Here is a 26,463-nt window from a genome sequence, read left to right on the forward strand (position 1 = left end):
CAACATCTGAAAGCGGTGGGGATCCTGTGGGAGCGGGCTTGCCCGCGAAAGGGCCCGCCCGGCCAACCACCTCTTCTAATGCTGCTCCCCTGCCCTCCTCAACAGCTTCTTGCAACGCTCAGACAAATGCACCACCCGCAAGTGCTTACCCGCCTTGGTGTATCGCTCGCGCAGCGTGGTCAGCGCAGCGATCGCCGAATAATCGACGAAACGTAGGTGCTGGCAGTCCAGGGTCACCTTGTCCGGGTCATTGGCCGGGTCGAATTGATTGAGAAACGGCGCAGTCGAGGCGAAGAACAAGGTGCCATGGACCTGGTAATGCTTGCCACCCTCGGCGTCTTCATGGCTGTCGGCATACAGCTCGCGCGCATGCTGCCAGGCGAAGTTCACGGCAGCGATGACGATACCGAACAGCACCGCCATGGCCAGGTCGGTGAGCACCGTGACCACGGTCACTGCGACGATCGCCAGCACGTCGTTGACCGGCACCTTGTGCAGCACCCGCAGCGAGGCCCAGGCAAAGGTCTGCTGGGCCACCACGAACATCACCCCGACCAACGCCGCCAGCGGAATGCGCTCGATCAACGGCGACAGGAACAGCACGAACAACAGGATCATCACGCCAGCAACCACGCCGGACAGACGCCCACGACCATTGGAGCTGAGGTTGATCACGGTCTGCCCGATCATCGCGCAGCCACCCATGCCGCCACACAGGCCAGACGCCATGTTGGCAGCCCCCAGCGCGACGCATTCACGGTCCGGGAAGCCGCGGCTCTCGGTGATCTCGTCGGTGAGATTGAGGGTCAGCAGCGTTTCCAGCAGGCCGACCATGGCCATCAATACCGCGTACGGGGCAATGATTTTCAGGGTCTCGAGATTCCAAGGCACTTGCGGCAGCGCAAACTGAGGCAGTCCACCCGCGATATGCGCCATGTCGCCAAGGGTGCGCGTCGGCAGCCCCAGCAGATATACCAGAAGGCCCACGCCAAGAATCGCCACCAGGGCCGGCGGCACCGCGCGAGTGAGTTTGGGAAGCACATAGACCACCAGCATGGTCAACGCCACCAGGCCGATCATGAGGTACAGCGCGGTCCCCTCAAGCCAGGCCTCACCGTGCTTGAAGTGCTCCAACTGAGCCATCGCAATGACGATCGCCAGGCCATTGACGAAGCCGAGCATCACCGGATACGGCACCAGGCGCACCAGCTTGCCCAGACGCAAGACGCCGAACAGGATCATGATCAATCCGCCAAGCACTACCGTAGCCAGCAGATACTGCACACCCTGTTGCACCACCAGCGCCACGATCACCACGGCCATCGACCCGGCAGCGCCGGAGATCATGCCCGGGCGTCCGCCGAACAGCGCGGTCAGAGTGCAGATGATGAAGGCGCCATACAGGCCCATCAACGGGTTCAGGTGTGCCACCAGGGCGAAGGCGATGCACTCGGGCACCAAGGCGAAGGAGGTGGTCAGGCCGGCGAGCACGTCGGCGCGGAGTCGAGCAGTTTTCATTGGTTTCCTGTGACGGCCCCCTGGGACCAGGTGCAGAGCACAGGGCCGTGATGGGGGCCAGAAAAAAAATCGTGGCCCGCGATGTTACGGAATTTGTCTGATAGTGGCCATCGCTATGGCCCGGAACGCCCATCCCGGCCCAACCATTCGGCCATGGCACCGTCTTCCAGGGCGTACTCGCCGCGGTTGGCCTTCCAGATGAGTTCTTTGTCACGCAGGGCATCGAGGGCCTTTTGCACGTTGGCGGTACTGGCATTGGCTTGCGCCTGGGCATGTTCGAGCTTGCGGTTGACCTCCAGCAGCGTCTGCTCGGTGAACGGCGAGAAGGGCTGTCGCCTCAAGGTGCGCTCGGCCATCACCTGCAGCACAGCCTGCTGCAACGGCGACAGGTCGTTCCAGGCGCTCTCGTAATCGCTCCACACCCCGGCCTGGTGGTTGAGCGCGCCGGTGCGCAACAGCTCACCCAGATGGCCTGCCTCGCCCAGGCCAAGGCTGACCTCGGTGAGCAACTTGCCGAGCATTTCCGGGCGCCGCCCGACGCGTTCGAAGGCGTACTCCAGATCTTCGACCTTGAATTGGTTGCTGGCAGCCAGGCGGCCGTTCCACAGGACGGTGATGAACTCGACGAAGTCACTGCCCAGCAACGGGAACGGGGTAATGCTGGCACCGTAGAACGGTTGCTTGCTCTTGAGCACCAGATTGGCCAGCTTGTCGCGACTGGAACCGGTAAACACCAGACGCAAGCCATCGGGGCGGTCACCGCGGTTGAGGTGGTCGCGTGCGGCCTTGAGAGCGAACATGGCATTGAGCCCGTCCTCGCTGTTGAGGGCGTGTTGAGCCTCGTCGACGATCAGCACCAGCATCTGCCCGCTCACTTGGTGCAGCACCGCCAGGGCCTGGGCCAAGGTGGTCCCGGCCGGCAATTGTGGGCGGGTGAAATCCCAGCTCAGGGTGCGCAACAGGTTGATCTTGTCGATGCCGGCTTTTTTCGCGGTACGCGCCAAGGCGCCTTCGAAACCGGCCAGGGCCGTGCCGATGGCGCCACTGATCAACGTGGCCGGGTCGACATCGCGGTCCGACCACAGGTCGACGTAAACCGGCAGCCAACCGCGCCGCACGCATTCGGGGATGAAATCATTGTTGAGGAACGTGCTTTTGCCGGTACGTCGAGGGGCGGCGAGAAACATGCCGGAGCTGAAGTCGACCAGCGACTCGCCGGCCAGGTCGCGGGCAAGGGCCTGGGCCAGTTGCTCGCGGCGGAACATCGGGCGGGATGGGCTCATGCCAATATCCTCATTTATCAAATCAACTATAATTTATAGCCTACCGGATAATTGTAGATAAAACACAGCCTGTGACACGCAACCGGCACGACGCCAGCAAATTTGCCATCATGCTGATTCTACCCGCGGAGATTACGCACATGCCGCTACGCCCCCTCATCGCTGCCTTGCTGCTGACCGGCAGCCTGACCGCCCATGCCGCTACCGAAGTGCTGCCATTGCAGCATCGTACCAGCGCCGAACTGCTGCCCACGGCCCAGGGGTTCCTGGGCAAGGACGGTACGGTCAGCGCGTTCGAGAACACGCTCATCGTCAACGCCAGTCCAGAACGCATCGACGACCTGCGCACGCTGTTGCAACAGCTCGATACGGCGCCCAAGCGGCTGTTGATCAGCGTCGACAACAGCGACAGCAACTTTCAGGACAATCACGGCAATGCGCGGATCATCCGTTATGGCACGTCCAATCGCGAGGGCGGCCTGCAGCAGATCCAGGCCAGCGAAGGCCAGCCGGCGTTGATTCAGATCGGTCAAAGCATCCCCATCACCAGTACCAGCACCGACGGCTACGGGCGCATTCAGAGCAATACCGAATACCGCAATGTGACCCAAGGTTTCTACGTTACGCCCAGCCTGGTCGGAGAAACGGTTCGTCTGCAAATAAGCAGCAATAATGACCGCATCAGCCAGGAACGTGCAGATGTAGTGAAAGTGCAAAGCACCGACACGACAGTCACCGGAAAGCTCGGCGAATGGATCACACTGGCAGGCTACAACCAGCAGAGCCAAGCTGACCACGCGCCATCCTCGCTCACCTACAGCACACAACGGGGTGAAAACATGACTTTGCGGGTAAAAGTCGACCTTTTGCAGTGAACCCAGGTAATTCGAGGCCTCGACCCAAGGCCTCGAAACTGACCGACGAGTCGTATAAGACCAAAGATGTAGTAGAGATAAAAAAGCACTACAAAACATTTGACAGGGTCTTTTTCCCAAGGGCATGATGGCCTCGCTCCCGCTAATCAGGGGCCCTGGCAAGGGCCTCCGAGGCACCCTCCTCCCACCCCTGGAGGCGCCTCGTGTCTATACGGCCCACAAGGCGGTTCGACGGGATTGCGACTGCAACGAAGAAGTTGTCCCGAGGGACGGAAGCGCATCACCGCAGCACCGGCAATCGCGTCGCACCGCAGCACGGCATCCACGAGCCAACCTGCATGGGCACACCTTCGCCTGGCCTGCACCTTCCTTCCTCCTTCGCGCCTTCTCGTCGCCGCCGCAAACCTGCGAACAAGACAGCCGTCAGCCCCCTGACCCGGCATTCCGAGCATCAGCACAATTACCCCAAGATCGATGCGACGAGGTTTATTTCCATGGCACTGACACGCGAACAGCAAATTGCAGCCCTCGAGAAAGACTGGGCCGAGAACCCGCGCTGGAAAGGCGTGACCCGTACCTACACCGCCGCCGATGTCGTTCGCCTGCGTGGCTCGCTGCAACCGGAGCACACCCTGGCGCGCCTGGGTGCAGAAAAACTGTGGAAGCTGGTCACCGAAGGTGCCCACCCCTCCTTCCGCCCAGAAAAAGATTTCGTCAATTGCATGGGCGCCCTGACCGGCGGCCAGGCTGTGCAGCAGGTCAAGGCTGGCATCCAGGCCATCTACCTGTCGGGCTGGCAGGTGGCCGCCGACAACAACTCGGCCGAGTCCATGTACCCCGATCAGTCGCTGTACCCGGTCGACTCGGTACCGACCGTGGTCAAGCGCATCAACAATGCGTTCCGCCGTGCCGACCAGATCCAGTGGAAAGCCGGCAAGAACCCGGGTGACGACGGTTACGTCGATTACTTCGCGCCGATCGTGGCCGATGCCGAAGCCGGTTTCGGCGGCGTCCTGAATGCCTACGAGCTGATGAAGAACATGATCGAAGCCGGCGCCGCCGGGGTGCACTTCGAAGATCAGCTGGCCTCGGTGAAAAAATGCGGCCACATGGGTGGCAAGGTACTGGTACCGACCCAGGAAGCCGTGCAGAAGCTGGTTGCAGCACGCCTTGCCGCTGACGTGTCGGGCGTACCGACCATCATCCTGGCACGGACCGACGCCAACGCCGCCGACCTGCTGACCAGCGACTGCGACCCATACGATCAGCCATTCGTGGTCGGCGAGCGTACCCGTGAAGGCTTCTACAAGGTCCGCGCCGGCCTCGACCAGGCCATCGCCCGCGGCCTGGCCTACGCACCGTATGCCGACCTGATCTGGTGCGAGACCGCCAAGCCGGACCTGGACGAAGCCCGTCGCTTCGCCGAGGCAATCAAGAAGGAGTACCCGGACCAGATCCTGTCCTACAACTGCTCGCCGTCGTTCAACTGGAAGAAAAACCTGGACGACGCGACCATCGCCAAGTTCCAGCGCGAGTTGTCGGCCATGGGTTACAAGCACCAGTTCATCACCCTGGCGGGCATTCACAACATGTGGCACGGCATGTTCAATCTGGCGCACGACTACGCCCGCAACGACATGACTGCCTACGTGAAGCTGCAGGAGCAGGAATTCGCCGACGCCAGCAAGGGCTACACCTTCGTGGCGCACCAGCAGGAGGTCGGCACGGGTTACTTCGACGACATGACCACCGTGATCCAGGGTGGCGCTTCGTCGGTGACCGCCCTGACCGGCTCGACCGAGGAAGAGCAGTTCCACTGATAGCAATGCCCTGAACAAGGCCCGGGGTTCGCCAGAGCCCCGGGCCTTGTTTTTTGCCCGCAAGGGTCACAGCAATCCTGCGGATCAGGTCTATGCTTGAGGCAGCACAGCAGCAAGGACCGCCCATGCCTCATCCAAGACATCTGCCCCTTCACGCCAGCGTGCCTTCCTTATATAGGCACCAACACTCCCTCATCGACAAAACATTGACCCAGGACGGTACGCGAGCGGTCCGATACTGGTAGAACGAGAGTTTTTCGCATTTGCAAGGAGGGAGGTGCGCACATGAACTTGGCGGCACCAGCAAACAGTCGAATTAATACGGCCCCTTCAGATGATATTAATTATCATTACGAAACCAACATTTCGTTACAGCGCACAAGAAACATAATTAACAAAACCGCGCACAATCCCCGAAACTCAAGGGTTTCAGCCAGTTAGGCGAGGTTTATGTTCTTAATCCTACGAATAAAAGTGCCACAGAAATTTTACTTGCACCGGGTTTACCCATAAAATCAGCGCGATTGATTCAGCTGCGACATTTGGTCACTGCGCCTGCGACACCAAGTCGCCGCTCTACCTATTTCACACTGCAGAGCTGGGTCTCTGTATAAGGATTTCTAGCATGTCCGATTCGGCAGGACTCATCGCCCACAACTGGGGCTTTGCCATTTTCCTCCTGGGTGTCGTCGGCCTGTGCGCCTTCATGCTCGGCCTGTCCAGCCTGCTAGGTAGCAAGGCCTGGGGCCGCGCCAAGAACGAACCCTTCGAATCCGGCATGCTGCCCGTCGGCAGCGCCCGCCTGCGCCTGTCCGCCAAATTCTATCTGGTCGCGATGCTGTTCGTGATCTTCGATATCGAAGCCCTATTCCTGTATGCATGGTCTGTGTCCGTCCGCGAAAGCGGCTGGACCGGATTCGTCGAAGCTCTCGTTTTCATAGCAATTCTGTTGGCTGGTCTTGTCTACCTATGGCGCGTCGGGGCGCTCGATTGGGCTCCCGAAGGTCGTCGCAAGCGGCAAGCGAAGCTGAAACAATGAGGCTTTGTCATGCAATACAATCTCACCAGAATCGATCCGGATGCGCCCAACGAGCAGTACCCGGTCGGTGAACGGGAAACCGTCACCGATCAACTGCTAGAGGACCAGGTCCACAAGAACATCTTCATGGGCAAGCTCGAAGATGTGCTGCGTGGCGCGGTCAACTGGGGTCGCAAGAACTCCCTCTGGCCGTACAACTTCGGCCTGTCCTGCTGCTACGTGGAAATGACCACGGCTTTCACGGCACCCCACGATATCGCCCGCTTCGGCGCGGAAGTCATCCGGGCCTCGCCGCGTCAGGCCGACTTCATGGTCATCGCCGGTACCTGCTTCGTGAAAATGGCGCCGGTCATCCAGCGTCTTTATGAGCAGATGCTCGAGCCGAAATGGGTGATCTCCATGGGCTCGTGCGCCAACTCCGGCGGCATGTACGACATCTACTCGGTCGTTCAGGGGGTCGACAAGTTCCTCCCCGTGGACGTCTACGTGCCTGGCTGCCCGCCACGCCCTGAGGCTTTCCTGCAAGGCTTGATGCTGCTGCAGGAGTCGATCGGCCAAGAACGACGCCCGCTTTCCTGGGTTGTTGGTGATCAAGGCATTTACCGTGCCGAGATGCCTGCTCAGAAAGACCTGCGTCGCGAACAGCGCATTGCGGTAACCAACCTGCGCAGCCCCGACGAAGTCTGATCCAGCGACCTGCCGCCCGCTCCAAGGAGCCGGCGGCCTGGCTTCATTCTTAACGCTGACCCGAAGCGACCGAGACCATGACAGCGGACAACGCTATTTACATTCCGCCCTACAAGGCAGACGACCAGGATGTGGTCGTCGAACTGCACAACCGATTCGGCGCCGAAGCATTCGTCGCCCAGGAAACCCGCACCGGCATGCCCGTGCTGTGGGTTCAACGCGCCCAACTCAAGGAAGTGCTCAGTTTCCTGCGCGGCGTAGCCAAGCCCTACAGCATGCTGTACGACCTGCACGGCGTCGACGAACGCCTGCGCACCCAGCGCCGCGGCCTGCCTGCCGCCGACTTCAGCGTGTTCTACCACCTGCTGTCGATCGAACGTAACAGCGACGTGATGATCAAGGTCTCGCTCAGCGAAGGCGACCTGAACCTGCCGTCTGTGACCAGCATCTGGCCGAACGCCAACTGGTACGAGCGAGAAGTGTGGGACATGTTCGGCATCGATTTCGCCGGCCACCCGCACCTGAGCCGCATCATGATGCCGCCGACCTGGGAAGGTCACCCGCTGCGCAAGGACTACCCGGCCCGCGCTACCGAGTTCGATCCCTACAGCCTGACCCTGGCCAAGCAGCAGCTTGAAGAGGAGTCCGCACGCTTCAACCCGGAAGCCTGGGGCATGAAGCGCCAGGGCGCCAACGAGGACTACATGTTCCTCAACCTCGGCCCCAACCACCCTTCGGCCCACGGTGCGTTCCGTATCGTGCTGCAGCTGGACGGCGAAGAAATCGTCGACTGCGTACCGGACATCGGCTACCACCATCGTGGCGCCGAGAAAATGGCCGAACGCCAGTCCTGGCACAGCTTCATCCCCTACACCGACCGTATCGACTACCTCGGCGGGGTGATGAACAACCTGCCATACGTGCTCGCGGTCGAGAAGTTGGCGGGCATCCAGGTGCCGCAGAAGGTCGACGTGATTCGCATCATGCTCGCCGAGTTCTTCCGCATCACCAGCCACCTGCTGTTCCTGGGCACCTACATCCAGGACGTCGGCGCCATGACCCCGGTGTTCTTCACCTTCACCGACCGTCAGCGCGCCTATACCGTGATCGAGGCGATCACTGGTTTCCGCCTGCACCCGGCCTGGTACCGCATCGGCGGCGTCGCCCACGACCTGCCGCGCGGCTGGGACAAGCTGGTCAAGGACTTCGTCGAGTGGCTGCCCAAGCGCCTGGACGAATACACCAAGGCTGCCCTGCAGAACAGCATCCTCAAAGGACGTACCATCGGCGTCGCTGCGTACAACACCAAAGAAGCGCTGGCCTGGGGCACCACCGGTGCCGGCCTGCGCGCCACCGGTTGCGACTTCGACCTGCGTAAAGCCCGCCCCTACTCCGGCTACGAGAACTTCGAGTTCGAAGTACCGCTGGCCCACAACGGCGATGCCTACGATCGCTGCATGGTCCGTGTCGAGGAGATGCGCCAGAGTATCCGCATCATCGACCAGTGCCTGCGCAACATGCCGGAAGGCCCGTACAAAGCGGATCACCCGCTGACCACGCCGCCACCGAAAGAGCGCACCCTGCAGCACATCGAGACCCTGATCACGCACTTCCTGCAAGTCTCGTGGGGCCCGGTGATGCCGGCCAACGAGTCGTTCCAGATGATCGAGGCGACCAAGGGCATCAACAGTTACTACCTGACGAGCGATGGCGGCACCATGAGCTACCGCACCCGGATCCGTACCCCGAGCTATCCGCACCTGCAGCAGATCCCTTCGGTGATCAAAGGCAGCATGGTCGCCGACCTCATCGCGTACCTGGGCAGTATCGACTTCGTTATGGCTGACGTGGACCGCTAAGCATGAACAGCACGCTTATCCAGACAGACCGTTTCGCCCTGAGCGAAACCGAGCGCTCGGCCATCGAGCACGAAATGCATCACTACGAGGACCCGCGTGCGGCGTCCATCGAAGCCTTGAAGATCGTTCAGAAGGAACGTGGCTGGGTGCCGGACGGCGCCATCTACGCCATCGGCGAAGTGCTGGGCATTCCGGCCAGTGACGTCGAGGGTGTCGCCACCTTCTACAGCCAGATCTTCCGCCAGCCGGTCGGCCGCCACATCATCCGCGTGTGCGACAGCATGGTTTGCTACATCGGCGGCCACGAGTCGGTGGTCAGCCAGATCCAGAACGAGCTGGGCATCGGCCTCGGCCAGACCACCGCCGACGGCCGCTTCACCTTGCTGCCGGTGTGCTGCCTGGGCAACTGCGACAAGGCGCCGGCACTGATGATCGACGATGACACCTTTGGCGACGTACAGCCTGCTGGCGTTTCCAAACTGCTGGAGGGTTACGTATGACCATTACTTCCTTCGGCCCGGCCAACCGCATCGCGCGTTCGGCCGAAACCCACCCGCTGACCTGGCGCCTGCGGGACGATGGCGAGCCGGTCTGGCTTGCCGAGTATCAGTCCAAGAACGGCTACGCCGCTGCCCGCAAGGCATTGGCCGAGATGTCTGCCGACGATATCGTGCAGAGCGTCAAGGACTCCGGCCTAAAGGGCCGTGGTGGCGCGGGCTTCCCCACTGGCGTGAAGTGGGGCCTGATGCCCAAAGACGAATCCATGAACATCCGCTACCTGCTGTGCAACGCGGATGAAATGGAGCCCAACACCTGGAAGGACCGCATGCTGATGGAGCAACAGCCCCATCTGCTGGTCGAGGGCATGCTGATCAGCGCCCGCGCCCTGAAGGCCTACCGTGGCTACATCTTCCTGCGCGGTGAGTACACCACTGCGGCGAAGAACCTCAACCGCGCCATCGACGAAGCCAAGGCCGCCGGACTGCTGGGCAAGAACATCCTCGGTTCGGGCTTCGACTTCGAGCTGTTCGTGCACACCGGTGCCGGCCGCTACATCTGCGGTGAAGAAACCGCGCTGATCAACTCGCTCGAGGGCCGCCGCGCCAACCCGCGTTCCAAGCCGCCCTTCCCTGCCGCCGTCGGCGTGTGGGGCAAGCCGACCTGCGTGAACAACGTCGAGACGCTGTGCAACGTGCCGGCGATCGTCGCCAACGGCAATGACTGGTACAAGTCGCTGGCCCGCGAAGGCAGCGAGGACCACGGCACCAAGCTGATGGGCTTCTCCGGCAAAGTGAAAAATCCCGGCCTCTGGGAACTGCCATTCGGCGTGACCGCGCGCGAGTTGTTCGAAGACTACGCCGGCGGCATGCGCGATGGCTTCAAGCTCAAGTGCTGGCAGCCAGGCGGCGCCGGTACCGGCTTCCTGCTGCCCGAGCACCTCGATGCGCAGATGTACGCCGGTGGCATCGCCAAGGTCGGCACCCGTATGGGTACTGGCCTGGCCATGGCCGTTGACGACAGCATCAACATGGTCTCGCTGCTGCGCAACATGGAAGAGTTCTTCGCCCGCGAGTCGTGCGGCTGGTGCACCCCATGCCGCGACGGCCTGCCGTGGAGCGTGAAGATGCTGCGCGCCCTGGAAAAAGGCCAAGGCCGCGCCGAAGACATCGAGACGCTGCTGGGTCTGGTCAACTTCCTCGGCCCAGGCCGCACCTTCTGTGCTCACGCACCGGGTGCCGTCGAGCCGCTGGGCAGTGCCATCAAGTATTTCAGGTCCGAATTCGAGGCCGGTGTCGCGCCCGCAACTGCGGGTGACACCCTGCGCCCAAATTTGGCGAAGCCGATTGTGGTCGGCGCATAAAAAGATAGAACGCGGGTGGTCCGTGCCACCCGCCAGCCCGCAGGCCGGCCCGAACGATTCGCGGCCGGTCGCAGGCTCACCGATTTCCATTAGCCACGCCCGCTCACGCGGGCCAACGAAGAACTTTGAACAATGGCCACTATCCACGTAGACGGCAAAGCGCTCGAAGTCAACGGTGCGGACAACCTGTTACAGGCATGTCTGTCGCTAGGCCTCGATATCCCCTATTTCTGCTGGCACCCGGCGCTCGGTAGCGTCGGTGCCTGCCGGCAGTGTGCGGTCAAGCAGTACACCGACGAGAACGACACCCGCGGTCGTATCGTCATGTCCTGCATGACCCCTGCCTCCGACGGCACCTGGATCTCCATCGACGATGAAGAGTCCAAGGCGTTTCGCGCCAGCGTCGTCGAGTGGCTGATGACCAACCACCCGCACGATTGCCCGGTGTGCGAGGAAGGCGGTCACTGCCACCTGCAGGACATGACGGTAATGACCGGCCACAACGAGCGCCGCTACCGTTTCACCAAGCGTACCCACCAGAACCAGGACCTCGGCCCGTTCATCGCCCACGAGATGAACCGCTGCATCGCCTGCTACCGCTGCGTGCGTTACTACAAGGACTATGCCGGCGGTACCGACCTGGGTGTCTACGGCGCCCACGACAACGTGTACTTCGGTCGCGTCGAGGACGGCGTGCTGGAGAGCGAGTTCTCCGGCAACCTGACCGAGGTCTGCCCGACCGGTGTGTTTACCGACAAGACCCATTCCGAGCGTTACAACCGCAAGTGGGACATGCAGTTCGCGCCGAGCATCTGCCATGGCTGCTCCAGCGGCTGCAACATCAGCCCCGGCGAGCGCTACGGCGAACTGCGTCGCATCGAGAACCGTTTCAACGGCTCGGTCAACCAGTACTTCCTGTGTGACCGTGGTCGTTTCGGTTATGGCTACGTCAACCGCACGGACCGTCCGCGCCAACCGCAACTGGCCGACGGCACCAAGCTGGGCCTGGACGCCGCTCTGGACAAAGCTGCCGACCTGCTGCGTGGTCGCACCATCGTCGGTATCGGCTCGCCACGCGCCAGCCTCGAGAGCAACTACGGCCTGCGTGAGTTGGTCGGTGCCGAGTACTTCTACTCGGGCATGGAAGCCGGTGAGTTGGCGCGCGTACGCCTGGTGCTCGACGTGCTGAACAACAGCCCGTTGCCGGTGCCGACCCTGCGCGACATCGAAGACCACGATGCCGTGTTCGTGCTCGGTGAAGACCTGACCCAGACCGCTGCCCGCGTCGCCCTGGCCGTGCGCCAGGCCACCAAGGGCAAGGCCGAGGCCATGGCCGAGGGCATGAAGGTCCAACCTTGGCTCGACGCCGCGGTGAAGAACATCGGCCAGCACGCGCTGTACCCGCTGTTCATCGCTTCTCTGGCTGAAACCAAGCTCGACGACGTCGCCGAAGAGTGCGTGCATGCGGCACCTGCCGACCTCGCCCGCATCGGTTTCGCCGTCGCCCACGCGATCGACCCGAGCGCACCGGCCGTCGTCGGCCTGGACCAGGAAGCACAAGCCCTGGCCCAGCGTATCGCCGAGGCCCTGGTCGCCGCCAAGCGCCCGCTGGTGGTCGCCGGCACCTCCCTGGCCGACCCGGCGCTGATCGAAGCCGCCGCCAACATCGCCAAGGCTCTGAAGCTGCGCGAGAAGAACGGCTCGCTGAGCCTGGTCGTGCCTGAGGCCAACAGCCTCGGCATGGCCATGATGGGCGGTGAGTCGGTGGACGCCGCGCTGGATGCTGTCATCAGTGGCAAGGCCGACGCCATCGTCGTGCTGGAAAACGACCTGTACGCCCGCGTCCCAACGGCCAAGGTCGACGCTGCACTGGCTGCTGCCAAGGTCGTGATCGTCGCCGATCACTCCAAGACCCCGACCGTCGAGCGCGCCCACCTGGTGCTGCCGGGTGCCTCGTTCGCCGAGGGCGACGGTACCCTGGTCAGCCAGGAAGGCCGTGCCCAGCGCTTCTTCCAGGTATTCGACCCACAGTACCTGGACAGCAGCATCCAGATCCACGAAGGCTGGCGCTGGATGCACGCCTTGCGTGCCACCCTGCTGAACAAGCCGGTGGACTGGACCCAGCTCGACCACGTCACCAGCGCCTGCGCCGAAGCTGCACCGCAGTTGGCCGGCATCGTCGACGCCGCGCCAAGCGCCGCGTTCCGGATCAAGGGCATGAAGCTGGCACGTGAGCCGCTGCGCTACTCTGGCCGTACCGCCATGCGCGCCAACATCAGCGTGCACGAGCCGCGTACCCCACAGGACAAGGACACCGCGTTCGCCTTCTCCATGGAAGGCTACTCGGGCTCTGCCGAACCGCGCCAGCAGGTGCCGTTCGCCTGGTCGCCGGGCTGGAACTCGCCACAGGCCTGGAACAAGTTCCAGGACGAGGTCGGTGGCCACCTGCGTGCCGGTGATCCCGGAGTGCGCCTGATCGAGTCGCAAGGCGATCGCCTGAATTGGTTCGACGCCATTCCAGGCGCCTTCAATCCAGCTCGTGGTACCTGGACCGCAGTGCCATTCTTCCACCTGTTCGGCAGCGAAGAGAACTCCTCGCGCGCCGCCCCGGTGCAGGAACGTATCCCGACCGCCTACGTCGCGCTGGCCAAGTCCGAGGCCGACCGACTGGGCGTCAACGAGGGTGCCCTGCTCAGCCTGAACGTCGCAGGCGTGGCCCTGCGCCTGCCGCTGCGTATCAATGAAGAACTGGGCGCTGGTCTGGTTGCGTTGCCCAAAGGCCTGGCCGGCATTCCGCCGGCCATCTTCGGTGCATCCGTCGAAGGTCTGCAGGAGGCAGCACAATGAGCTGGTTCACCCCCGAAGTGATCGATGTGATCCTCACCGTGGTCCGGGCCATCGTGGTCCTGCTTGCTGTGGTGGTCTGCGGCGCGCTGCTCAGCTTCGTCGAGCGCCGCCTGCTGGGCTGGTGGCAGGACCGCTATGGTCCGAACCGCGTCGGCCCGTTCGGCATGTTCCAGATCGCTGCCGACATGCTGAAAATGTTCTTCAAGGAAGACTGGAACCCACCCTTCGTCGACCGCATGATCTTCACCCTGGCACCAGTCGTGGCCATGAGCGCCCTGCTGATCGCCTTCTGCGTGATTCCGATCACCCCGCTGTGGGGCGTCGCCGACCTGAACATCGGGTTGCTGTTCTTCTTCGCCATGGCCGGCCTGTCGGTCTACGCGGTGCTGTTCGCCGGCTGGTCGTCGAACAACAAGTACGCCCTGCTGGGCAGCTTGCGCGCCTCGGCACAGACCGTGTCGTACGAAGTGTTCCTGGGTCTGGCGCTGATGGGCGTGGTGGTACAGGTGGGCTCGTTCAACATGCGCGACATCGTCGAGTATCAGGCGCAGAACCTGTGGTTCATCATTCCGCAGTTCTTCGGCTTCTGCACCTTCTTCATCGCTGGCGTCGCTGTGACCCACCGTCACCCGTTCGACCAGCCGGAAGCGGAACAGGAACTGGCCGACGGCTACCACATCGAGTATGCCGGCATGAAATGGGGCATGTTCTTCGTTGGTGAGTACATCGGCATCATCCTCATCTCGGCATTGCTGGTGACCCTGTTCTTCGGTGGCTGGCACGGTCCGTTCGGCATCCTGCCGCAACTGTCGTTCCTGTGGTTCGCGCTGAAAACCGCGTTCTTCATCATGCTGTTCATCCTGCTGCGCGCCTCGATCCCGCGCCCACGCTATGACCAGGTGATGGACTTCAGCTGGAAGTTCTGCCTGCCGCTGACCCTGATCAATTTGCTGGTGACCGCTGCGATCGTGCTTTACAACACGCCAGCCGTCGCGGCCCAGTGAGGATTTGACCCATGTTCAAATATATCGGCGACATCGTTAAGGGCACCGGCACCCAGCTGCGCAGCCTGGTGATGGTGTTCTCCCACGGGTTCCGCAAGCGCGACACCCTGCAGTACCCCGAAGAGCCCGTGTACCTGCCGCCGCGTTATCGCGGCCGCATCGTCCTCACCCGCGACCCCGACGGCGAGGAGCGCTGCGTGGCGTGCAACCTCTGTGCGGTTGCCTGCCCCGTAGGCTGCATCTCGCTGCAGAAGGCCGAGACCGAAGACGGTCGTTGGTACCCGGAGTTCTTCCGCATCAACTTCTCGCGCTGCATCTTCTGCGGCCTGTGCGAAGAGGCATGCCCGACCACCGCGATCCAGCTGACTCCGGATTTCGAAATGGCCGAGTTCAAGCGTCAGGACCTGGTGTACGAGAAAGAAGATCTGCTGATCTCCGGACCCGGCAAGAACCCTGACTACAACTTCTACCGTGTTGCGGGCATGGCGATCGCTGGCAAGCCGAAAGGCGCTGCGCAGAACGAAGCCGAGCCGATCAACGTGAAGAGCTTGCTCCCATAAGGACAGAAAGATGGAATTCGCTTTCTACTTCGCATCCGGGATCGCCGTGGTCTCCACCCTTCGAGTGGTGACCGGCACCAACCCCGTGCACGCCCTGCTCTACCTGATCATTTCGCTGATTTCCGTGGCAATGATCTTCTTCGCCCTGGGTGCGCCGTTCGCCGGCGCCCTGGAAGTGATCGCCTACGCCGGCGCCATCATGGTGCTGTTCGTCTTCGTGGTGATGATGCTCAACCTAGGGCCGGCTTCTGTCGCCCAGGAACGCGGGTGGCTCAAGCCCGGTATCTGGGCAGGGCCGGTGATCCTCGCCGCGCTGCTGCTGCTGGAGCTGTTGTACGTGCTGTTCGTCACCCCGAGTGGCGCAGCCATCAGCGGTACCACCGTAGACGCCAAGGCCGTGGGCATCAGCCTGTTCGGCCCGTACCTGCTGGTGGTCGAACTGGCCTCGATGCTGCTGCTCGCCGCGGCCGTCACCGCCTTCCACCTGGGCCGCAACGAGGCGAAGGAGTAAATCATGGGTGCTATCCCTCTCGAGCATGGTCTGGCGGTCGCCGGCATCCTGTTCTGCTTAGGTCTGGTTGGCCTGATGGTCCGCCGCAACATCCTCTTCGTCCTCATGAGCCTGGAAGTCATGATGAACGCCTCTGCCCTGGCGTTCATCGTCGCCGGTGCCCGTTGGGTCCAACCCGACGGCCAGGTGATGTTCATTCTGGTGATCAGCCTGGCAGCCGCCGAGGCCAGTATTGGCCTGGCCATCCTGCTGCAGCTGTATCGCCGCTTCCACACTCTCGACATCGATGCTGCCAGTGAGATGCGCGGATGAACCTTCTCTTCCTGACTTTCGTCTTCCCCCTGATCGGCTTCCTGCTGCTGTCGTTCTCGCGCGGGCGGTTCTCGGAAAACCTCTCGGCGCTGATCGGTGTCGGCTCGGTGGGCCTTTCGGCCGCCACGGCCGCCTATGTCATCTGGCAGTTCAACGTCGCGCCGCCTGAAGGCGGTGCTTACAGCCAGCTGCTGTGGCAGTGGATGTCGGTGGACGGCTTCGCGCCGAACTTCACCCTGTATCTGGACGGTCTGTCGGTCACCATGCTCGGCGTGGTCACCGGCGTCGGCTTCCTGATCCACCTGTTCGCATCCTGGTACATGCGTGGCGAAGCGGGCTACTCGCGCTTCTTCTCGTACACCAACCTGTTCATCGCCAGCATGCTGTTCCTGATCCTCGGCGATAACCTGCTGTTCATCTACTTCGGCTGGGAAGGCGTGGGCCTGTGCTCGTACCTGTTGATCGGTTTCTACTACAGCAACCGCAACAACGGTAACGCAGCGCTCAAGGCATTCATCGTCACCCGTATCGGCGACGTGTTCATGGCCATCGGCCTGTTCATCCTGTTCGCCCAGCTGGGTACTCTGAACGTGCAGGAACTGCTGGTTCTGGCACCGCAGAAGTTCCAGGCGGGTGACACCTGGATGGTCCTGGCGACCTTGATGCTGCTCGGCGGTGCGGTCGGTAAGTCGGCCCAGTTGCCGTTGCAGACCTGGCTCGCCGATGCGATGGCCGGCCCGACGCCGGTCTCGGCGCTGATCCACGCGGCGACCATGGTGACCGCAGGCGTCTACCTGATCGCCCGTACCAACGGCCTGTTCCTGCTGGCGCCAGACATCCTGCACCTGGTAGGCGTGGTAGGTGGCGTTACCCTGGTCCTGGCTGGCTTCGCCGCGCTGGTACAGACCGACATCAAGCGGATCCTCGCCTACTCGACCATGAGCCAGATCGGCTACATGTTCCTGGCCCTGGGCGTTGGCGCCTGGGACGCGGCGATCTTCCACCTGATGACCCACGCCTTCTTCAAGGCCCTGTTGTTCCTCGCTTCCGGTGCGGTGATCGTTGCCTGCCACCACGAGCAGAACATCTTCAAGATGGGCGGCCTGTGGAAGAAACTGCCTCTGGCCTACGCCAGCTTCGTGGTCGGTGGCGCCGCCCTGGCTGCCCTGCCGATCGTGACCGTGGGCTTCTATTCCAAGGACGAGATCCTCTGGGAAGCCTTCGCCAGCGGCAACACCGGCCTGCTGTATGCCGGCCTGGTCGGTGCGTTCATGACCTCGCTGTACACCTTCCGCCTGATCTTCATCGCCTTCCACGGCGAAGCCAAGACCGAAGCCCATGCCGGCCACGGCATCAGCCACTGGCTGCCACTGGGCGTGCTGATCGTGCTGTCGACCTTCATCGGTGCCTGGATCACCCCGCCGCTGGCAGGCGTGCTGCCTGAAAGCGCCGGTCACGCCGGTGGCGAAGCCAAACATGCGCTGGAGATCACCTCGGGGGCCATCGCCATCGCCGGTATCCTGCTCGCGGCCCTGCTGTTCCTGGGCAAGCGTCGCCTCGTCAGCGCGGTCGCCAACAGCGGCATCGGTCGTGTGCTGTCGGCCTGGTGGTTCGCCGCCTGGGGCTTCGACTGGATCTACGACAAGCTGTTCGTCAAACCTTACCTGCTGATCAGCCACATCCTGCGCAAGGACCCGGTTGACCGCAGCATCGGCCTGATCCCTCGGATGGCTCGCGGCGGCAACGTCGCCATGAGCAAGACCGAAACCGGCCAGCTGCGTTGGTACACCGCTTCGATCGCCGTTGGCGCAGTGCTGGTACTCGGCGCTGTGGTAGTGGCCGCGGTATGACCATGAAACTTGCGAACCTTGCGAACCTTGCGACTCTGCAAAAGGAAACGAACCCGTCATGATTTTGCCTTGGCTGATCCTGATTCCCTTCATCGGCGGCTTCCTGTGCTGGCTGGGTGAGCGCTTCGGCGCCACCCTACCGCGCTGGATCGCGCTGCTGACCATGTCCCTGCTGCTCGGCATCGGCCTGTGGCTGTGGGGCACCGGCGACTACACCCTCGCCCCCGCTCCGGGCGCCGAGCCGGCCTGGGCCCTGGAATACAAAGTCCAGTGGATCCAGCGCTTCGGCATCAGCATCCACCTGGCCCTCGACGGCCTGTCGCTGCTGATGATCCTGCTCACCGGCCTGCTCGGTGTGCTGTCGGTGCTGTGCTCCTGGAAAGAGATCCAGCGTCACGTCGGCTTCTTCCACCTCAACCTGATGTGGATCCTCGGCGGCGTGGTCGGTGTATTCCTGGCCCTGGACCTGTTCCTGTTCTTCTTCTTCTGGGAAATGATGCTGGTGCCGATGTACTTCCTCATCGCGCTCTGGGGTCACAGCTCGGCAGACGGCAAGAAGACCCGGATCTACGCGGCGACCAAGTTCTTCATCTTCACCCAGGCCAGCGGCCTGATCATGCTGGTGGCGATCCTTGGTCTGGTACTGGTCAACTACACCAACACCGGCGTCATCACTTTCAACTACAGCGACCTGCTCAAGGCTGAGCTGCCGGCCGGTACCGAGTACCTGCTGATGCTGGGCTTCTTCATCGCCTTCGCGGTGAAGCTGCCGGTGGTACCGTTCCACTCCTGGCTGCCGGATGCCCACGCCCAGGCACCGACCGCAGGCTCCGTGGACCTGGCGGGTATCCTGCTGAAGACCGCGGCCTACGGCCTGCTGCGCTTCGCCCTGCCGCTGTTCCCGAATGCCTCGGCGGAGTTCGCGCCTATCGCCATGACCCTGGGTCTGATCGGCATCTTCTACGGCGCGTTCCTGGCCTTCGCGCAGACCGACATCAAACGCCTGATCGCCTTCTCCAGCGTGTCGCACATGGGCTTCGTGCTGATCGGCATCTACTCCGGCAGCCAACAGGCTCTGCAAGGGGCGGTGATCCAGATGCTGGCACACGGCCTGTCGGCCGCTGCGCTGTTCATCCTGTCCGGTCAGTTGTACGAGCGCCTGCACACCCGTGACATGCGCCAGATGGGTGGCCTGTGGCACCGCATCGCCTACCTGCCTGCCATCAGCCTGTTCTTCGCCGCCGCTTCCCTGGGCCTGCCAGGCACCGGCAACTTCGTCGGCGAATTCCTGATCCTGATCGGCAGCTTCGTGCATGTGCCTTGGATCACCGTGATCGCCACCACCGGCCTGGTCTTCGGTTCGGTCTACTCGCTGATCATGATCCACCGCGCCTACTTCGGTCCGGCCAAGGCCGAAACCGTGCTGGCCGGCATGGACGCTCGCGAGCTGATCATGGTTCTGGGCCTGGCGGTGCTGCTGGTGCTGCTGGGCGTGTATCCGCAGCCGTTCCTCGACACCTCTGCCGCCACCATGAGCGGTGTGCAGCAGTGGCTCGGTTCCGCTTTCACTCAACTCGCTTCGGCCCGGTAAGAGCGCTATGGAATTCACCACTCAACACTTCATCGCATTGGCGCCGATGCTGATCACCACCATCACCACGGTGGTGGTGATGCTGGCGATCGCCTGGAAGCGCAATCACTCGCAGACCTTCCTGCTGTCCACCGTGGGGCTGAACCTGGCCCTGTTGTCGATTCTGCCGGCGCTGAAGGTCGCGCCGCTGGCGGTGACCTCGCTGGTCACCATCGACAAGTTCGCCTGCCTTTACATGGCGATCATTCTGGTCGCCACCCTGGCCTGCGTCACCCTCGCCCACGCCTACCTCGGCGAAGGCGCCAAGGGCTTCCCGGGCAACCGTGAAGAACTGTACCTACTGCTGCTGATGTCGGCCCTCGGTGGCCTGGTGCTGGTCAGCGCCAACCACCTGGCGGGCCTGTTCATCGGTCTGGAGCTGCTTTCGGTGCCGGTCTACGGCCTGGTGGCGTACGCCTTCTTCAACAAGCGATCGCTGGAAGCCGGCATCAAGTACATGGTCCTGTCCGCTGCCGGCTCGGCCTTCCTGCTGTTCGGCATGGCCCTGCTGTACGCCGACGCCGGTAGCCTGACCTTCGACCAGATCGGCAAGGCCCTGGCCGCGACCAACATGCCGAGCCTGCTGGCCCAACTGGGCCTGGGCATGATGTTGGTCGGCCTGGCCTTCAAGTTGTCGCTGGTACCGTTCCACCTGTGGACCCCGGACGTGTACGAAGGTGCTCCGGCGCCGGTCGCCGCATTCCTTGCCACTGCCAGCAAGGTCGCGGTGTTCGCCGTGGTCGTGCGCCTGTTCATGCTCTCTCCTGCGGCCAGCAGCGGCGTGCTGAGCACCGTCCTGGCAGTGATCGCGGTCGCCTCGATCCTGATCGGCAACCTGCTGGCGCTGACCCAGAGCAACCTCAAGCGTCTGCTCGGTTACTCGTCCATCGCCCACTTCGGCTACCTGGTGATCGCGCTGGTCGCCAGCAAGGGACTCGCGCTGGAAGCCATGGGCGTGTACCTGGTCACCTACGTGATCACCAGCCTGGGCGCCTTCGGTGTCATCACCTTGATGTCCTCGCCTTACGGCGGTCGTGACGCCGATGCGTTGTACGAATACCGCGGCCTGTTCTGGCGCCGTCCGTACCTGACCGCGGTACTGACCGTGATGATGCTGTCGCTGGCGGGTATCCCGCTGACCGCCGGCTTCATCGGCAAGTTCTACATCATCGCTACCGGCGTCGAGTCGCACCTGTGGTGGCTGGTCGGAGCCCTGGTGATCGGTAGCGCCATCGGCGTTTACTATTACCTGCGTGTCATGGTCACCCTGTACCTGGTCGAGCCGAACCTGCGTCGCCACGACGCCCCGTTGAAGTGGGAGCAACGTACTGGTGGCGTGATGCTGCTAGCTATCGCCATCCTCGCCTTCATCCTCGGCGTGTACCCGCAGCCGCTGCTGGATCTGGTGCAACAAGCCGGTCTGCAGTTGATCGGTTGATCGCAACGCAATAAAAAACACCCCGCTCATGCGGGGTGTTTTTTTATCTGTGTCAACGAGCGCCTGGCTAGTTGCCTGAAACCGAGGTTTCCCGTTGCCCGGCAGCACGCCGCAGTTCACTGTTGGCAGACGGAAGATGGACCGCAGGGTTGGGCATGCCGCTGGGTGACAACTCATGGGTCATTTCGAACTCAGCCCTGACTGACCAACCGCAGGCTTCCTGGGTGCACTGTAAATACGCCACTCTCAAGAAGATATGACGCCCTTCGCTAGTACGAATACGCATCTTGCTGTTGCAATGCGGACAGACCAACTTATACGTACTCACGGCAAGTACCTGTAATGATTGGGGATTTGTTTGGTTTGTAAGATTAATCGTCGACCTGTGTCAGTATTGATTACGATGCAGAAAGGTCTTTTCGTTGCTTCATGCTTCATTCCGAAATATCCTCAAAATGCAGTTTTTCTACTCTTAATCATTAGTTTAAGCCTAGGGAATGACGCAAAAACAGTAATGGATATCCATAATGAGTAGTGTTTTTTCGCTTCGGTGCTCCTACGCCTCAAACAACTGACCGGCACGAACACCGATGTGCAGCTTGCCAGAGCCTTGAATGTGAGCCCCCAGACACTCAGCAGCTGGAAAATGCGCGCTAGCATTCCGTACTCTTTATGCGTAGAGCTCGCCCGACAGAACGCTTGCTCCCTTGACTGGCTGCTGTTGGGTGAAGGTACCCTCGCAAACCACACCAACGGCCAGTCCGATTGGGAGAGCGCAGCGCTCGACGACTTGCGCAGTCTGTCCCTGGCTGATCGTCAGGCCGCGCTGTTGTTCATCAAGGACAAACAACGCCTGCAGGAACTCGAGCGCAGGCTCGACAGGCTCGCCAGCTCCGTGGCCGACATCCAGCCCGACTGACTTCAGCGACGCCAGCGCTGCAGGATGTCGCGCATGTCCACCGCGTCCAGCCACACCATCAGCTTGATACAGACGGGAATCACCGCCACCGCCGCGACGAACGCAGCCATGCCAGGCGTGAGCGATGGCACCAGAGAGGTCAATAGGGGTTCGAACAAGTAGCCAACGCCCAGTGCGAGGAGCACCAACAGTCCTTGGCTGAGCGTCGACAGACGCTCGCGAGGCACCAGGATCATTTGCCCACGCGCTAGCGTGATCAGCACTGCTCCCAGAAACGCGCCAAACAGCACCCGGCCTTCGTCCTCGATACGCTCGCTCAATACGGCGCCTAGCCACGACAAATCATCCATGCTGCTCTCCCTTTTGGCCCGTACAGCGCTCGCCGGTGCCAGCCAGCACTTTCATGGCGGCCGCCTCCAGATAACGTGAGTAACAAAGAGACAGTGCGCGTCCGTGTCGATGCCTCCCGACATCCTCCAGACGCCGATAGCCCCGTTCACGCAGGACGGCTCGCCAGGTAGCGAACTCCCTCGCGGCGTCGATGGCTGCGCAGCGTACGGCCAGTCCTAAGCGTGCATCGCTGACGCATGCATCCAGCGCGAGTCGCTCGCGTAGCTCCGACAAGTCGATACGTGGCCAAAAAGGATCGTGGCAATCGGGAAAGCGCGGCCCAGGCAGGGACGTGGAGGTCGTGTCCATTGCGTCAATCCTCGGCGAGCATGCCATAGCGGATGGCCTTGATTACTGCAGCAACCCGCGTGGAAACGTCGAATTTGCGCAGAATGTTGCCGACATGGAAGTTCACCGTGGATTCCTTGCATTCCAGGATCTGTCCGATCTCCCAAGAGCTTTTGCCATAGGCACACCACAGCAGCACCTTCTCCTCACGGGGTGTCAGGCGAATGGGCAACTCTGCTGGATGCTCGGCCGTCGGTTGTAGGTTGGTACTCATCATCAGCCTCCACAAGTCATTGCCGGTAGCGGCGGGCTAAGGAGCCGCCGCGATAAGCACCAACTTACGTAGCCCAAGGTCTGGGCTCCACTCGTGCAGCTTGTAAAGCGACCTCCTACAAATCCGTTTCCATTCACGTCTGCCAATTAACCAGGACAGCGCGTGCTTTACCGGGCACTTCGCTCGTCACAACGCCACTGCCCTAACACACCTTTGCCTGGAGCTGTTCGATGCGTCCCGTTTTGCCACTCTCGTCCCGTCTTGGCCTGCTGGCCCTGTTCACGGCTGGCCAGCCCGCGTGGGCGGCACCCGCGATTGAGCTGGGCCAGGTGTTGATCAACGATGAGCAGCAGAGCGAACTGGATGATGTCCGCGCACGTCTTCAGCAAGTGCCGGGTGGCAGCAACCTGATCGACATGCACCGCGTGGGGCAAGGTCGGGTTGCCAGCAACCAGGACGTACTGGCCTATCAGCCGGGGGTGGTCGCCCAATCGGCGGGCAACGACGGGATCAAGCTGTCGATCCGTGGCTCGGGCATCAACCGGGCGCCCGGCGCCCACGGCTCCGGTGTGTACACAATGTTCGACGGCCTGCCCCTGACCGGCCCCGGTGGTACCCCTTACGAACTGTTCGAGCCCCTTTGGCTGAGCCGCGCCGAAGTGTTGCGTGGCGCCAACGGCTTCGACCAGGGCGCCCTGGCGCTGGGCGGGGCGATCAACTACGTGACCCACACCGGCTACGATGCCGCTCCCTTGCAACTGCGTTACGAAGTCGGCAGTCGCGGCTACCAGCACCGCCATATCAGCTCCGGCCAAGTGCTGGGCACCCTCGATTATTACGTGGCGCTGACCGACTCGGAGTATGACGGCTATCAGGAACACAGCAGCGGCAGCGCCAAGGGCATCGCCGCCAACGTTGGCTACCGTTTCAACCCCAACCTGGAAACCCGCTTCTACCTGCGTTACCGGGAAACCGAGAACGACCTGGCCGGACGTCTGACCAAACAGCAGATCAAGCACGATCCGCGCGCCGCCAACGCTGCCTATCTGTCCCGTGACGACAGCCGTCCGCAACCGGGCAGCACCTGGGTGGCGAACAAGACCACGTTCTACCTGGAGGACGACTCGCGGCTCGAAGCCGGGCTGGTCTATCACGACTACCCGATGGACCTTCGCGAGGGACCGATGCGCCTGAAGGTCGCCTATAGCGATGTCAGCGGTACGTTGAATTATGTTCGCCGCGACACCCTGTTCGGTCATGACAGCAAAACCACGGTCGGATGGCGCACCACCAAGCACCTGCCCAACAGCGGCGCCTCGCAGTTCGCCCGCAGCGGCGACGTGTTCGGCCCACGTAGCCGCGACTTCACCTACCAGGGTTCGGATACCGTGGTGCACATCGGCAATGACCTGGAGCTGATACCCGACCTGTGGCTGACCAGCGGCCTGGCGATGGTCTATACCCGCCGCGAAAGCGCCGTCACCTGGCCTGATAATGGCGGCAAGGTCAGCCAGCATGACTGGGACTACGCCCCTCGTCTGGGCCTACGCTACGACATCAGCCCCCAGTTGCAGATATACGGCAACCTCAGTCGCTCGGTGGAGCCGCCACACCCCTGGGCACTGATCTGGAGTTCCCCGGTCGCCACACAACCGATCGAGATGCAGAACCAGACCGCCACCACCCTTGAACTGGGAGCCCGCGGTGATTCGCTGCTGGGCCGGTGGGACCTGGCCTGGTATTACTCGCAGGTGCGCCATGAGCTGCTGCTCGCGGAAATCGTCCAAGGCATGCCGGCGAAGGAATTCAATGCCAGCCCAACCGTGCACCAGGGCGTCGAAGCCGGTCTGGACAGCACATTGTGGGAGCAGCCGGGCACAGGCCGGTTGAGCCTGCGCCAGGCCTATACTTTCAGCGACTTCCATTATCGCGACGACGATCAGTTCGGTGACAACCGCCTGCCAGGCATACCCATGCATTACTACCAGGCAGAGCTGCGTTACGACTGGCCCAGCGGCTTCTACGCGGGGATCAACACGCAAATGGCATCGAAGGTCCAGGTCGACTACGCCAACAGCTATCACGCCGATGCCTACACCTTGCTCGGTGCGCGCCTGGGCTGGGACTCGCCGAAGCAGGACTGGCAGACCTGGCTCGACCTGCGCAACCTGACCAACAAACGTTATGCGGCGACAGTAACGCCCGGCTACGACGACGCCGGCCAGGATGTCGCCCGCTCCACGCCAGGAGAAGGTTTCGGCGTGTACGCCGGGGTTTCCTACAGTTTCCGCTGAACCAAGCCGCACTGGGCTGCAACGCAGCCCTATTGCGGCAACTGCACTTGCGGCTTGGTGGAAGCGAAGATCGCCCAGCTGGACAGGAACAGCGCAGCGATCAGCGGTCCGATCACGAAACCGTTGAGCCCGAATACCGCCAGGCCGCCCAGGGTCGATACCAGGATCAGGTAATCAGGCATGCGCGTATCCTTGCCCACCAGAATCGGTCGTAGCAGATTGTCCACCAGGCCAATCACCAGCACACCGAAGGCGGTCAGGATCACCCCTTGCAGAATCGCCCCGGTCAGCAGGAAATACGCGGCCACCGGTGCCCAGATGATTCCTGCCCCCACCGCTGGCAGCAACGACAGGAAAGCCATCAGCACCGCCCAGACCAACGCGCTGGGAATGTCCAACACCCAGAAGATGAATCCACCCAAGGCGCCCTGGGTCACCGCCACCAGCACGTTACCCTTGACCGTCGCCCGCACCACCCGGCTGAACTTGAGCTGCAGACGACGCTTCTGCTGTTCGGGCAGCGGGACGGCCAGACGGACCCGACGCGCTACCTCGGCACCTTCGCGCAGGAAGAAGAACAGCAGATACAGCATCACGCCCAGGCTCACCATCAGCTCGAACGTGCCCTGGCCGAAGCTGAATGCCTTGCCGGCCAAAACCTGGCTACCCTGCGTAGCCCATTGGGTGACGTTCTCGCGCAGGCCATCGAGATTGCCCATGCCCATGCGGTCCAGGGCGTTCTGCACGAATGCCGGCAGCATTTCCTTGCCGTGTTCGATGTAGCCGGCGATGTCCAGCTGACCACTTTCGATGCGCTGGTACAGCGAGGCGCCTTCCTGCACCAGCAAGGCGCTGATGACCGCGACTGGCAATACCGCAATCAGCAGGCAGATGCACAGGGTCACCAACGCCGCGAGGTTGCGCCGCCGGCCCAGTCGCACCAGCAACTTGCGTTGCAACGGCGCAAACAGGATGCCCAGGATCACCGCCCAGAAAATCGCCCCGTAGTACGGCAGCATGATCCACACGAAGGCGATGGTCACCAGGGCCAGAAGCACAGCCAGTGCTTTGTTCTGCAGCGAGGTTTCGTTCATGGGCGTTCCTTGAATGTCCTGGAACATTAGTGCTCGGCGTCATCGAAAAAGTGCCATCGCCCACTTGATTCAGGTCAATGCACCTGAGCTCCCGACGTTCTAGCATCCGC

The 26,463-nt window shown here is 62.2% G+C and carries 24 protein-coding genes; 17 read left to right on the plus strand and 7 right to left on the minus strand.

Annotated features, from left to right (window positions below; genetic code table 11):
• Window positions 1-75: 75 nt before the first annotated feature.
• Window positions 76-1,518, minus strand: a complete 1,443-nt coding sequence (locus KY379_RS18525; RefSeq protein WP_261241113.1) for a SulP family inorganic anion transporter — start codon at window positions 1,516-1,518, stop codon at window positions 76-78.
• Between the two features lie 113 nt (window positions 1,519-1,631).
• The gene (locus tag KY379_RS18530; RefSeq protein ID WP_261241112.1) at window positions 1,632-2,801 is read right to left on the minus strand and encodes a hypothetical protein; all 1,170 of its coding nucleotides are present in this window, start codon (window positions 2,799-2,801) and stop codon (window positions 1,632-1,634) included.
• Between the two features lie 140 nt (window positions 2,802-2,941).
• Between KY379_RS18530 and KY379_RS18535 the strand changes: the two genes are divergently transcribed.
• The 15 genes from KY379_RS18535 to nuoN all read left to right on the plus strand — a co-directional run bounded on the left by KY379_RS18535 (window position 2,942) and on the right by nuoN (window position 21,094).
• On the plus strand, window positions 2,942-3,676 hold the full coding sequence (locus KY379_RS18535) for a secretin N-terminal domain-containing protein (protein ID WP_133331892.1): 735 nt from the start codon (window positions 2,942-2,944) through the stop codon (window positions 3,674-3,676).
• Window positions 3,677-4,170: 494 nt separating this feature from the next.
• Window positions 4,171-5,496, plus strand: a complete 1,326-nt coding sequence (gene aceA, locus KY379_RS18540) for an isocitrate lyase (RefSeq protein WP_133331891.1) — start codon at window positions 4,171-4,173, stop codon at window positions 5,494-5,496.
• A gap of 625 nt (window positions 5,497-6,121) precedes the next feature.
• Window positions 6,122-6,535 (plus strand): NADH-quinone oxidoreductase subunit A, encoded by a 414-nt coding sequence (locus KY379_RS18545; RefSeq protein ID WP_011534614.1) that lies wholly within the window; start codon window positions 6,122-6,124, stop codon window positions 6,533-6,535.
• 9 nt (window positions 6,536-6,544) lie between these two features.
• A complete protein-coding gene (locus tag KY379_RS18550) occupies window positions 6,545-7,222 on the plus strand; it encodes a NuoB/complex I 20 kDa subunit family protein (protein ID WP_133331890.1) in 678 nt (225 codons plus the stop codon).
• A gap of 77 nt (window positions 7,223-7,299) precedes the next feature.
• Entirely contained in the window at window positions 7,300-9,081 is a 1,782-nt protein-coding gene (gene nuoC, locus KY379_RS18555) for an NADH-quinone oxidoreductase subunit C/D (RefSeq protein WP_133331889.1), read from the plus strand.
• Between the two features lie 2 nt (window positions 9,082-9,083).
• Window positions 9,084-9,581 carry an NADH-quinone oxidoreductase subunit NuoE gene (gene nuoE / locus KY379_RS18560; RefSeq protein WP_261241111.1) on the plus strand — a complete coding sequence of 166 codons (498 nt, stop codon included), beginning with the start codon at window positions 9,084-9,086 and terminating at the stop codon, window positions 9,579-9,581.
• Window positions 9,578-10,942 (plus strand): NADH-quinone oxidoreductase subunit NuoF, encoded by a 1,365-nt coding sequence (gene nuoF / locus KY379_RS18565; protein WP_133331888.1) that lies wholly within the window; start codon window positions 9,578-9,580, stop codon window positions 10,940-10,942. Before nuoE ends, nuoF begins: the two co-directional genes overlap by 4 nt.
• Window positions 10,943-11,074: 132 nt before the next feature.
• Window positions 11,075-13,789 carry an NADH-quinone oxidoreductase subunit NuoG gene (gene nuoG, locus KY379_RS18570; protein ID WP_261241110.1) on the plus strand — a complete coding sequence of 905 codons (2,715 nt, stop codon included), beginning with the start codon at window positions 11,075-11,077 and terminating at the stop codon, window positions 13,787-13,789.
• The gene (gene nuoH, locus KY379_RS18575; RefSeq protein ID WP_054884882.1) at window positions 13,786-14,793 is read left to right on the plus strand and encodes an NADH-quinone oxidoreductase subunit NuoH; all 1,008 of its coding nucleotides are present in this window, start codon (window positions 13,786-13,788) and stop codon (window positions 14,791-14,793) included. Before nuoG ends, nuoH begins: the two co-directional genes overlap by 4 nt.
• 11 nt (window positions 14,794-14,804) lie before the next feature.
• Window positions 14,805-15,353, plus strand: a complete 549-nt coding sequence (gene nuoI / locus KY379_RS18580; protein ID WP_043209143.1) for an NADH-quinone oxidoreductase subunit NuoI — start codon at window positions 14,805-14,807, stop codon at window positions 15,351-15,353.
• A gap of 10 nt (window positions 15,354-15,363) precedes the next feature.
• Window positions 15,364-15,864 (plus strand): NADH-quinone oxidoreductase subunit J, encoded by a 501-nt coding sequence (nuoJ, locus tag KY379_RS18585; RefSeq protein WP_027592815.1) that lies wholly within the window; start codon window positions 15,364-15,366, stop codon window positions 15,862-15,864.
• A gap of 3 nt (window positions 15,865-15,867) precedes the next feature.
• The gene (gene nuoK / locus KY379_RS18590) at window positions 15,868-16,176 is read left to right on the plus strand and encodes an NADH-quinone oxidoreductase subunit NuoK (RefSeq protein ID WP_008096201.1); all 309 of its coding nucleotides are present in this window, start codon (window positions 15,868-15,870) and stop codon (window positions 16,174-16,176) included.
• The gene (gene nuoL, locus KY379_RS18595; protein ID WP_133331886.1) at window positions 16,173-18,026 is read left to right on the plus strand and encodes an NADH-quinone oxidoreductase subunit L; all 1,854 of its coding nucleotides are present in this window, start codon (window positions 16,173-16,175) and stop codon (window positions 18,024-18,026) included. The genes nuoK and nuoL overlap by 4 nt, the downstream gene beginning before the upstream one ends.
• A 58-nt stretch (window positions 18,027-18,084) precedes the next feature.
• Window positions 18,085-19,617 carry an NADH-quinone oxidoreductase subunit M gene (gene nuoM, locus KY379_RS18600; RefSeq protein ID WP_133331885.1) on the plus strand — a complete coding sequence of 511 codons (1,533 nt, stop codon included), beginning with the start codon at window positions 18,085-18,087 and terminating at the stop codon, window positions 19,615-19,617.
• A 7-nt stretch (window positions 19,618-19,624) separates the two neighbouring features.
• Entirely contained in the window at window positions 19,625-21,094 is a 1,470-nt protein-coding gene (gene nuoN, locus KY379_RS18605) for an NADH-quinone oxidoreductase subunit NuoN (protein WP_133331884.1), read from the plus strand.
• A 67-nt stretch (window positions 21,095-21,161) separates the two neighbouring features.
• On the opposite strand, the gene KY379_RS18610 is transcribed toward nuoN, so the two are convergent.
• The gene (locus KY379_RS18610) at window positions 21,162-21,422 is read right to left on the minus strand and encodes an ogr/Delta-like zinc finger family protein (RefSeq protein ID WP_133331883.1); all 261 of its coding nucleotides are present in this window, start codon (window positions 21,420-21,422) and stop codon (window positions 21,162-21,164) included.
• Between the two features lie 222 nt (window positions 21,423-21,644).
• Between KY379_RS18610 and KY379_RS18615 the strand changes: the two genes are divergently transcribed.
• Window positions 21,645-22,013 carry a helix-turn-helix domain containing protein gene (locus tag KY379_RS18615; RefSeq protein ID WP_261241109.1) on the plus strand — a complete coding sequence of 123 codons (369 nt, stop codon included), beginning with the start codon at window positions 21,645-21,647 and terminating at the stop codon, window positions 22,011-22,013.
• 2 nt (window positions 22,014-22,015) lie between these two features.
• Here KY379_RS18615 and KY379_RS18620 read toward each other — a convergent pair whose 3' ends face one another.
• The 3 genes from KY379_RS18620 to KY379_RS18630 are packed head-to-tail and all read right to left on the minus strand — an operon-like array spanning window position 22,016 to window position 22,965.
• Window positions 22,016-22,363 (minus strand): hypothetical protein, encoded by a 348-nt coding sequence (locus KY379_RS18620; protein WP_196171592.1) that lies wholly within the window; start codon window positions 22,361-22,363, stop codon window positions 22,016-22,018.
• Complete coding sequence (locus KY379_RS18625) at window positions 22,356-22,712, minus strand: head completion/stabilization protein (protein ID WP_261241108.1); 357 nt, start codon at window positions 22,710-22,712, stop codon at window positions 22,356-22,358. The genes KY379_RS18620 and KY379_RS18625 overlap by 8 nt, the downstream gene beginning before the upstream one ends.
• Before the next feature lie 4 nt (window positions 22,713-22,716).
• The gene (locus KY379_RS18630) at window positions 22,717-22,965 is read right to left on the minus strand and encodes a helix-turn-helix domain-containing protein (RefSeq protein WP_133331879.1); all 249 of its coding nucleotides are present in this window, start codon (window positions 22,963-22,965) and stop codon (window positions 22,717-22,719) included.
• 230 nt (window positions 22,966-23,195) lie between these two features.
• Between KY379_RS18630 and KY379_RS18635 the strand changes: the two genes are divergently transcribed.
• A complete protein-coding gene (locus KY379_RS18635) occupies window positions 23,196-25,259 on the plus strand; it encodes a TonB-dependent receptor family protein (RefSeq protein WP_261241107.1) in 2,064 nt (687 codons plus the stop codon).
• 29 nt (window positions 25,260-25,288) lie between these two features.
• Here the strand turns inward: KY379_RS18635 and KY379_RS18640 are convergent, their stop codons facing one another.
• A complete protein-coding gene (locus KY379_RS18640) occupies window positions 25,289-26,353 on the minus strand; it encodes an AI-2E family transporter (protein WP_261241106.1) in 1,065 nt (354 codons plus the stop codon).
• Between the last annotated feature and the right edge of the window lie 110 nt (window positions 26,354-26,463).

The organism is Pseudomonas sp. HD6422, from assembly GCF_025377065.1.
GTDB lineage: Bacteria > Pseudomonadota > Gammaproteobacteria > Pseudomonadales > Pseudomonadaceae > Aquipseudomonas > Aquipseudomonas putida_U.

Coding starts and splice junctions, on each gene's coding strand:
- KY379_RS18530 (WP_261241112.1), bottom strand. CDS start 2,801: ATGAGCCCATCCCGCCCGATGTTCCGCCGCGAGCAACTGGCCCAGGCC.
- nuoK (WP_008096201.1), top strand. CDS start 15,868: ATGGGTGCTATCCCTCTCGAGCATGGTCTGGCGGTCGCCGGCATCCTG.
- KY379_RS18545 (WP_011534614.1), top strand. CDS start 6,122: ATGTCCGATTCGGCAGGACTCATCGCCCACAACTGGGGCTTTGCCATT.
- KY379_RS18630 (WP_133331879.1), bottom strand. CDS start 22,965: ATGAGTACCAACCTACAACCGACGGCCGAGCATCCAGCAGAGTTGCCC.
- nuoE (WP_261241111.1), top strand. CDS start 9,084: ATGAACAGCACGCTTATCCAGACAGACCGTTTCGCCCTGAGCGAAACC.
- nuoL (WP_133331886.1), top strand. CDS start 16,173: ATGAACCTTCTCTTCCTGACTTTCGTCTTCCCCCTGATCGGCTTCCTG.
- nuoM (WP_133331885.1), top strand. CDS start 18,085: ATGATTTTGCCTTGGCTGATCCTGATTCCCTTCATCGGCGGCTTCCTG.
- KY379_RS18640 (WP_261241106.1), bottom strand. CDS start 26,353: ATGAACGAAACCTCGCTGCAGAACAAAGCACTGGCTGTGCTTCTGGCC.
- nuoG (WP_261241110.1), top strand. CDS start 11,075: ATGGCCACTATCCACGTAGACGGCAAAGCGCTCGAAGTCAACGGTGCG.
- nuoJ (WP_027592815.1), top strand. CDS start 15,364: ATGGAATTCGCTTTCTACTTCGCATCCGGGATCGCCGTGGTCTCCACC.
- nuoH (WP_054884882.1), top strand. CDS start 13,786: ATGAGCTGGTTCACCCCCGAAGTGATCGATGTGATCCTCACCGTGGTC.
- KY379_RS18525 (WP_261241113.1), bottom strand. CDS start 1,518: ATGAAAACTGCTCGACTCCGCGCCGACGTGCTCGCCGGCCTGACCACC.
- nuoF (WP_133331888.1), top strand. CDS start 9,578: ATGACCATTACTTCCTTCGGCCCGGCCAACCGCATCGCGCGTTCGGCC.
- KY379_RS18620 (WP_196171592.1), bottom strand. CDS start 22,363: ATGGATGATTTGTCGTGGCTAGGCGCCGTATTGAGCGAGCGTATCGAG.
- nuoN (WP_133331884.1), top strand. CDS start 19,625: ATGGAATTCACCACTCAACACTTCATCGCATTGGCGCCGATGCTGATC.
- KY379_RS18635 (WP_261241107.1), top strand. CDS start 23,196: ATGCGTCCCGTTTTGCCACTCTCGTCCCGTCTTGGCCTGCTGGCCCTG.
- nuoC (WP_133331889.1), top strand. CDS start 7,300: ATGACAGCGGACAACGCTATTTACATTCCGCCCTACAAGGCAGACGAC.
- aceA (WP_133331891.1), top strand. CDS start 4,171: ATGGCACTGACACGCGAACAGCAAATTGCAGCCCTCGAGAAAGACTGG.
- KY379_RS18550 (WP_133331890.1), top strand. CDS start 6,545: ATGCAATACAATCTCACCAGAATCGATCCGGATGCGCCCAACGAGCAG.
- KY379_RS18625 (WP_261241108.1), bottom strand. CDS start 22,712: ATGGACACGACCTCCACGTCCCTGCCTGGGCCGCGCTTTCCCGATTGC.
- nuoI (WP_043209143.1), top strand. CDS start 14,805: ATGTTCAAATATATCGGCGACATCGTTAAGGGCACCGGCACCCAGCTG.
- KY379_RS18535 (WP_133331892.1), top strand. CDS start 2,942: ATGCCGCTACGCCCCCTCATCGCTGCCTTGCTGCTGACCGGCAGCCTG.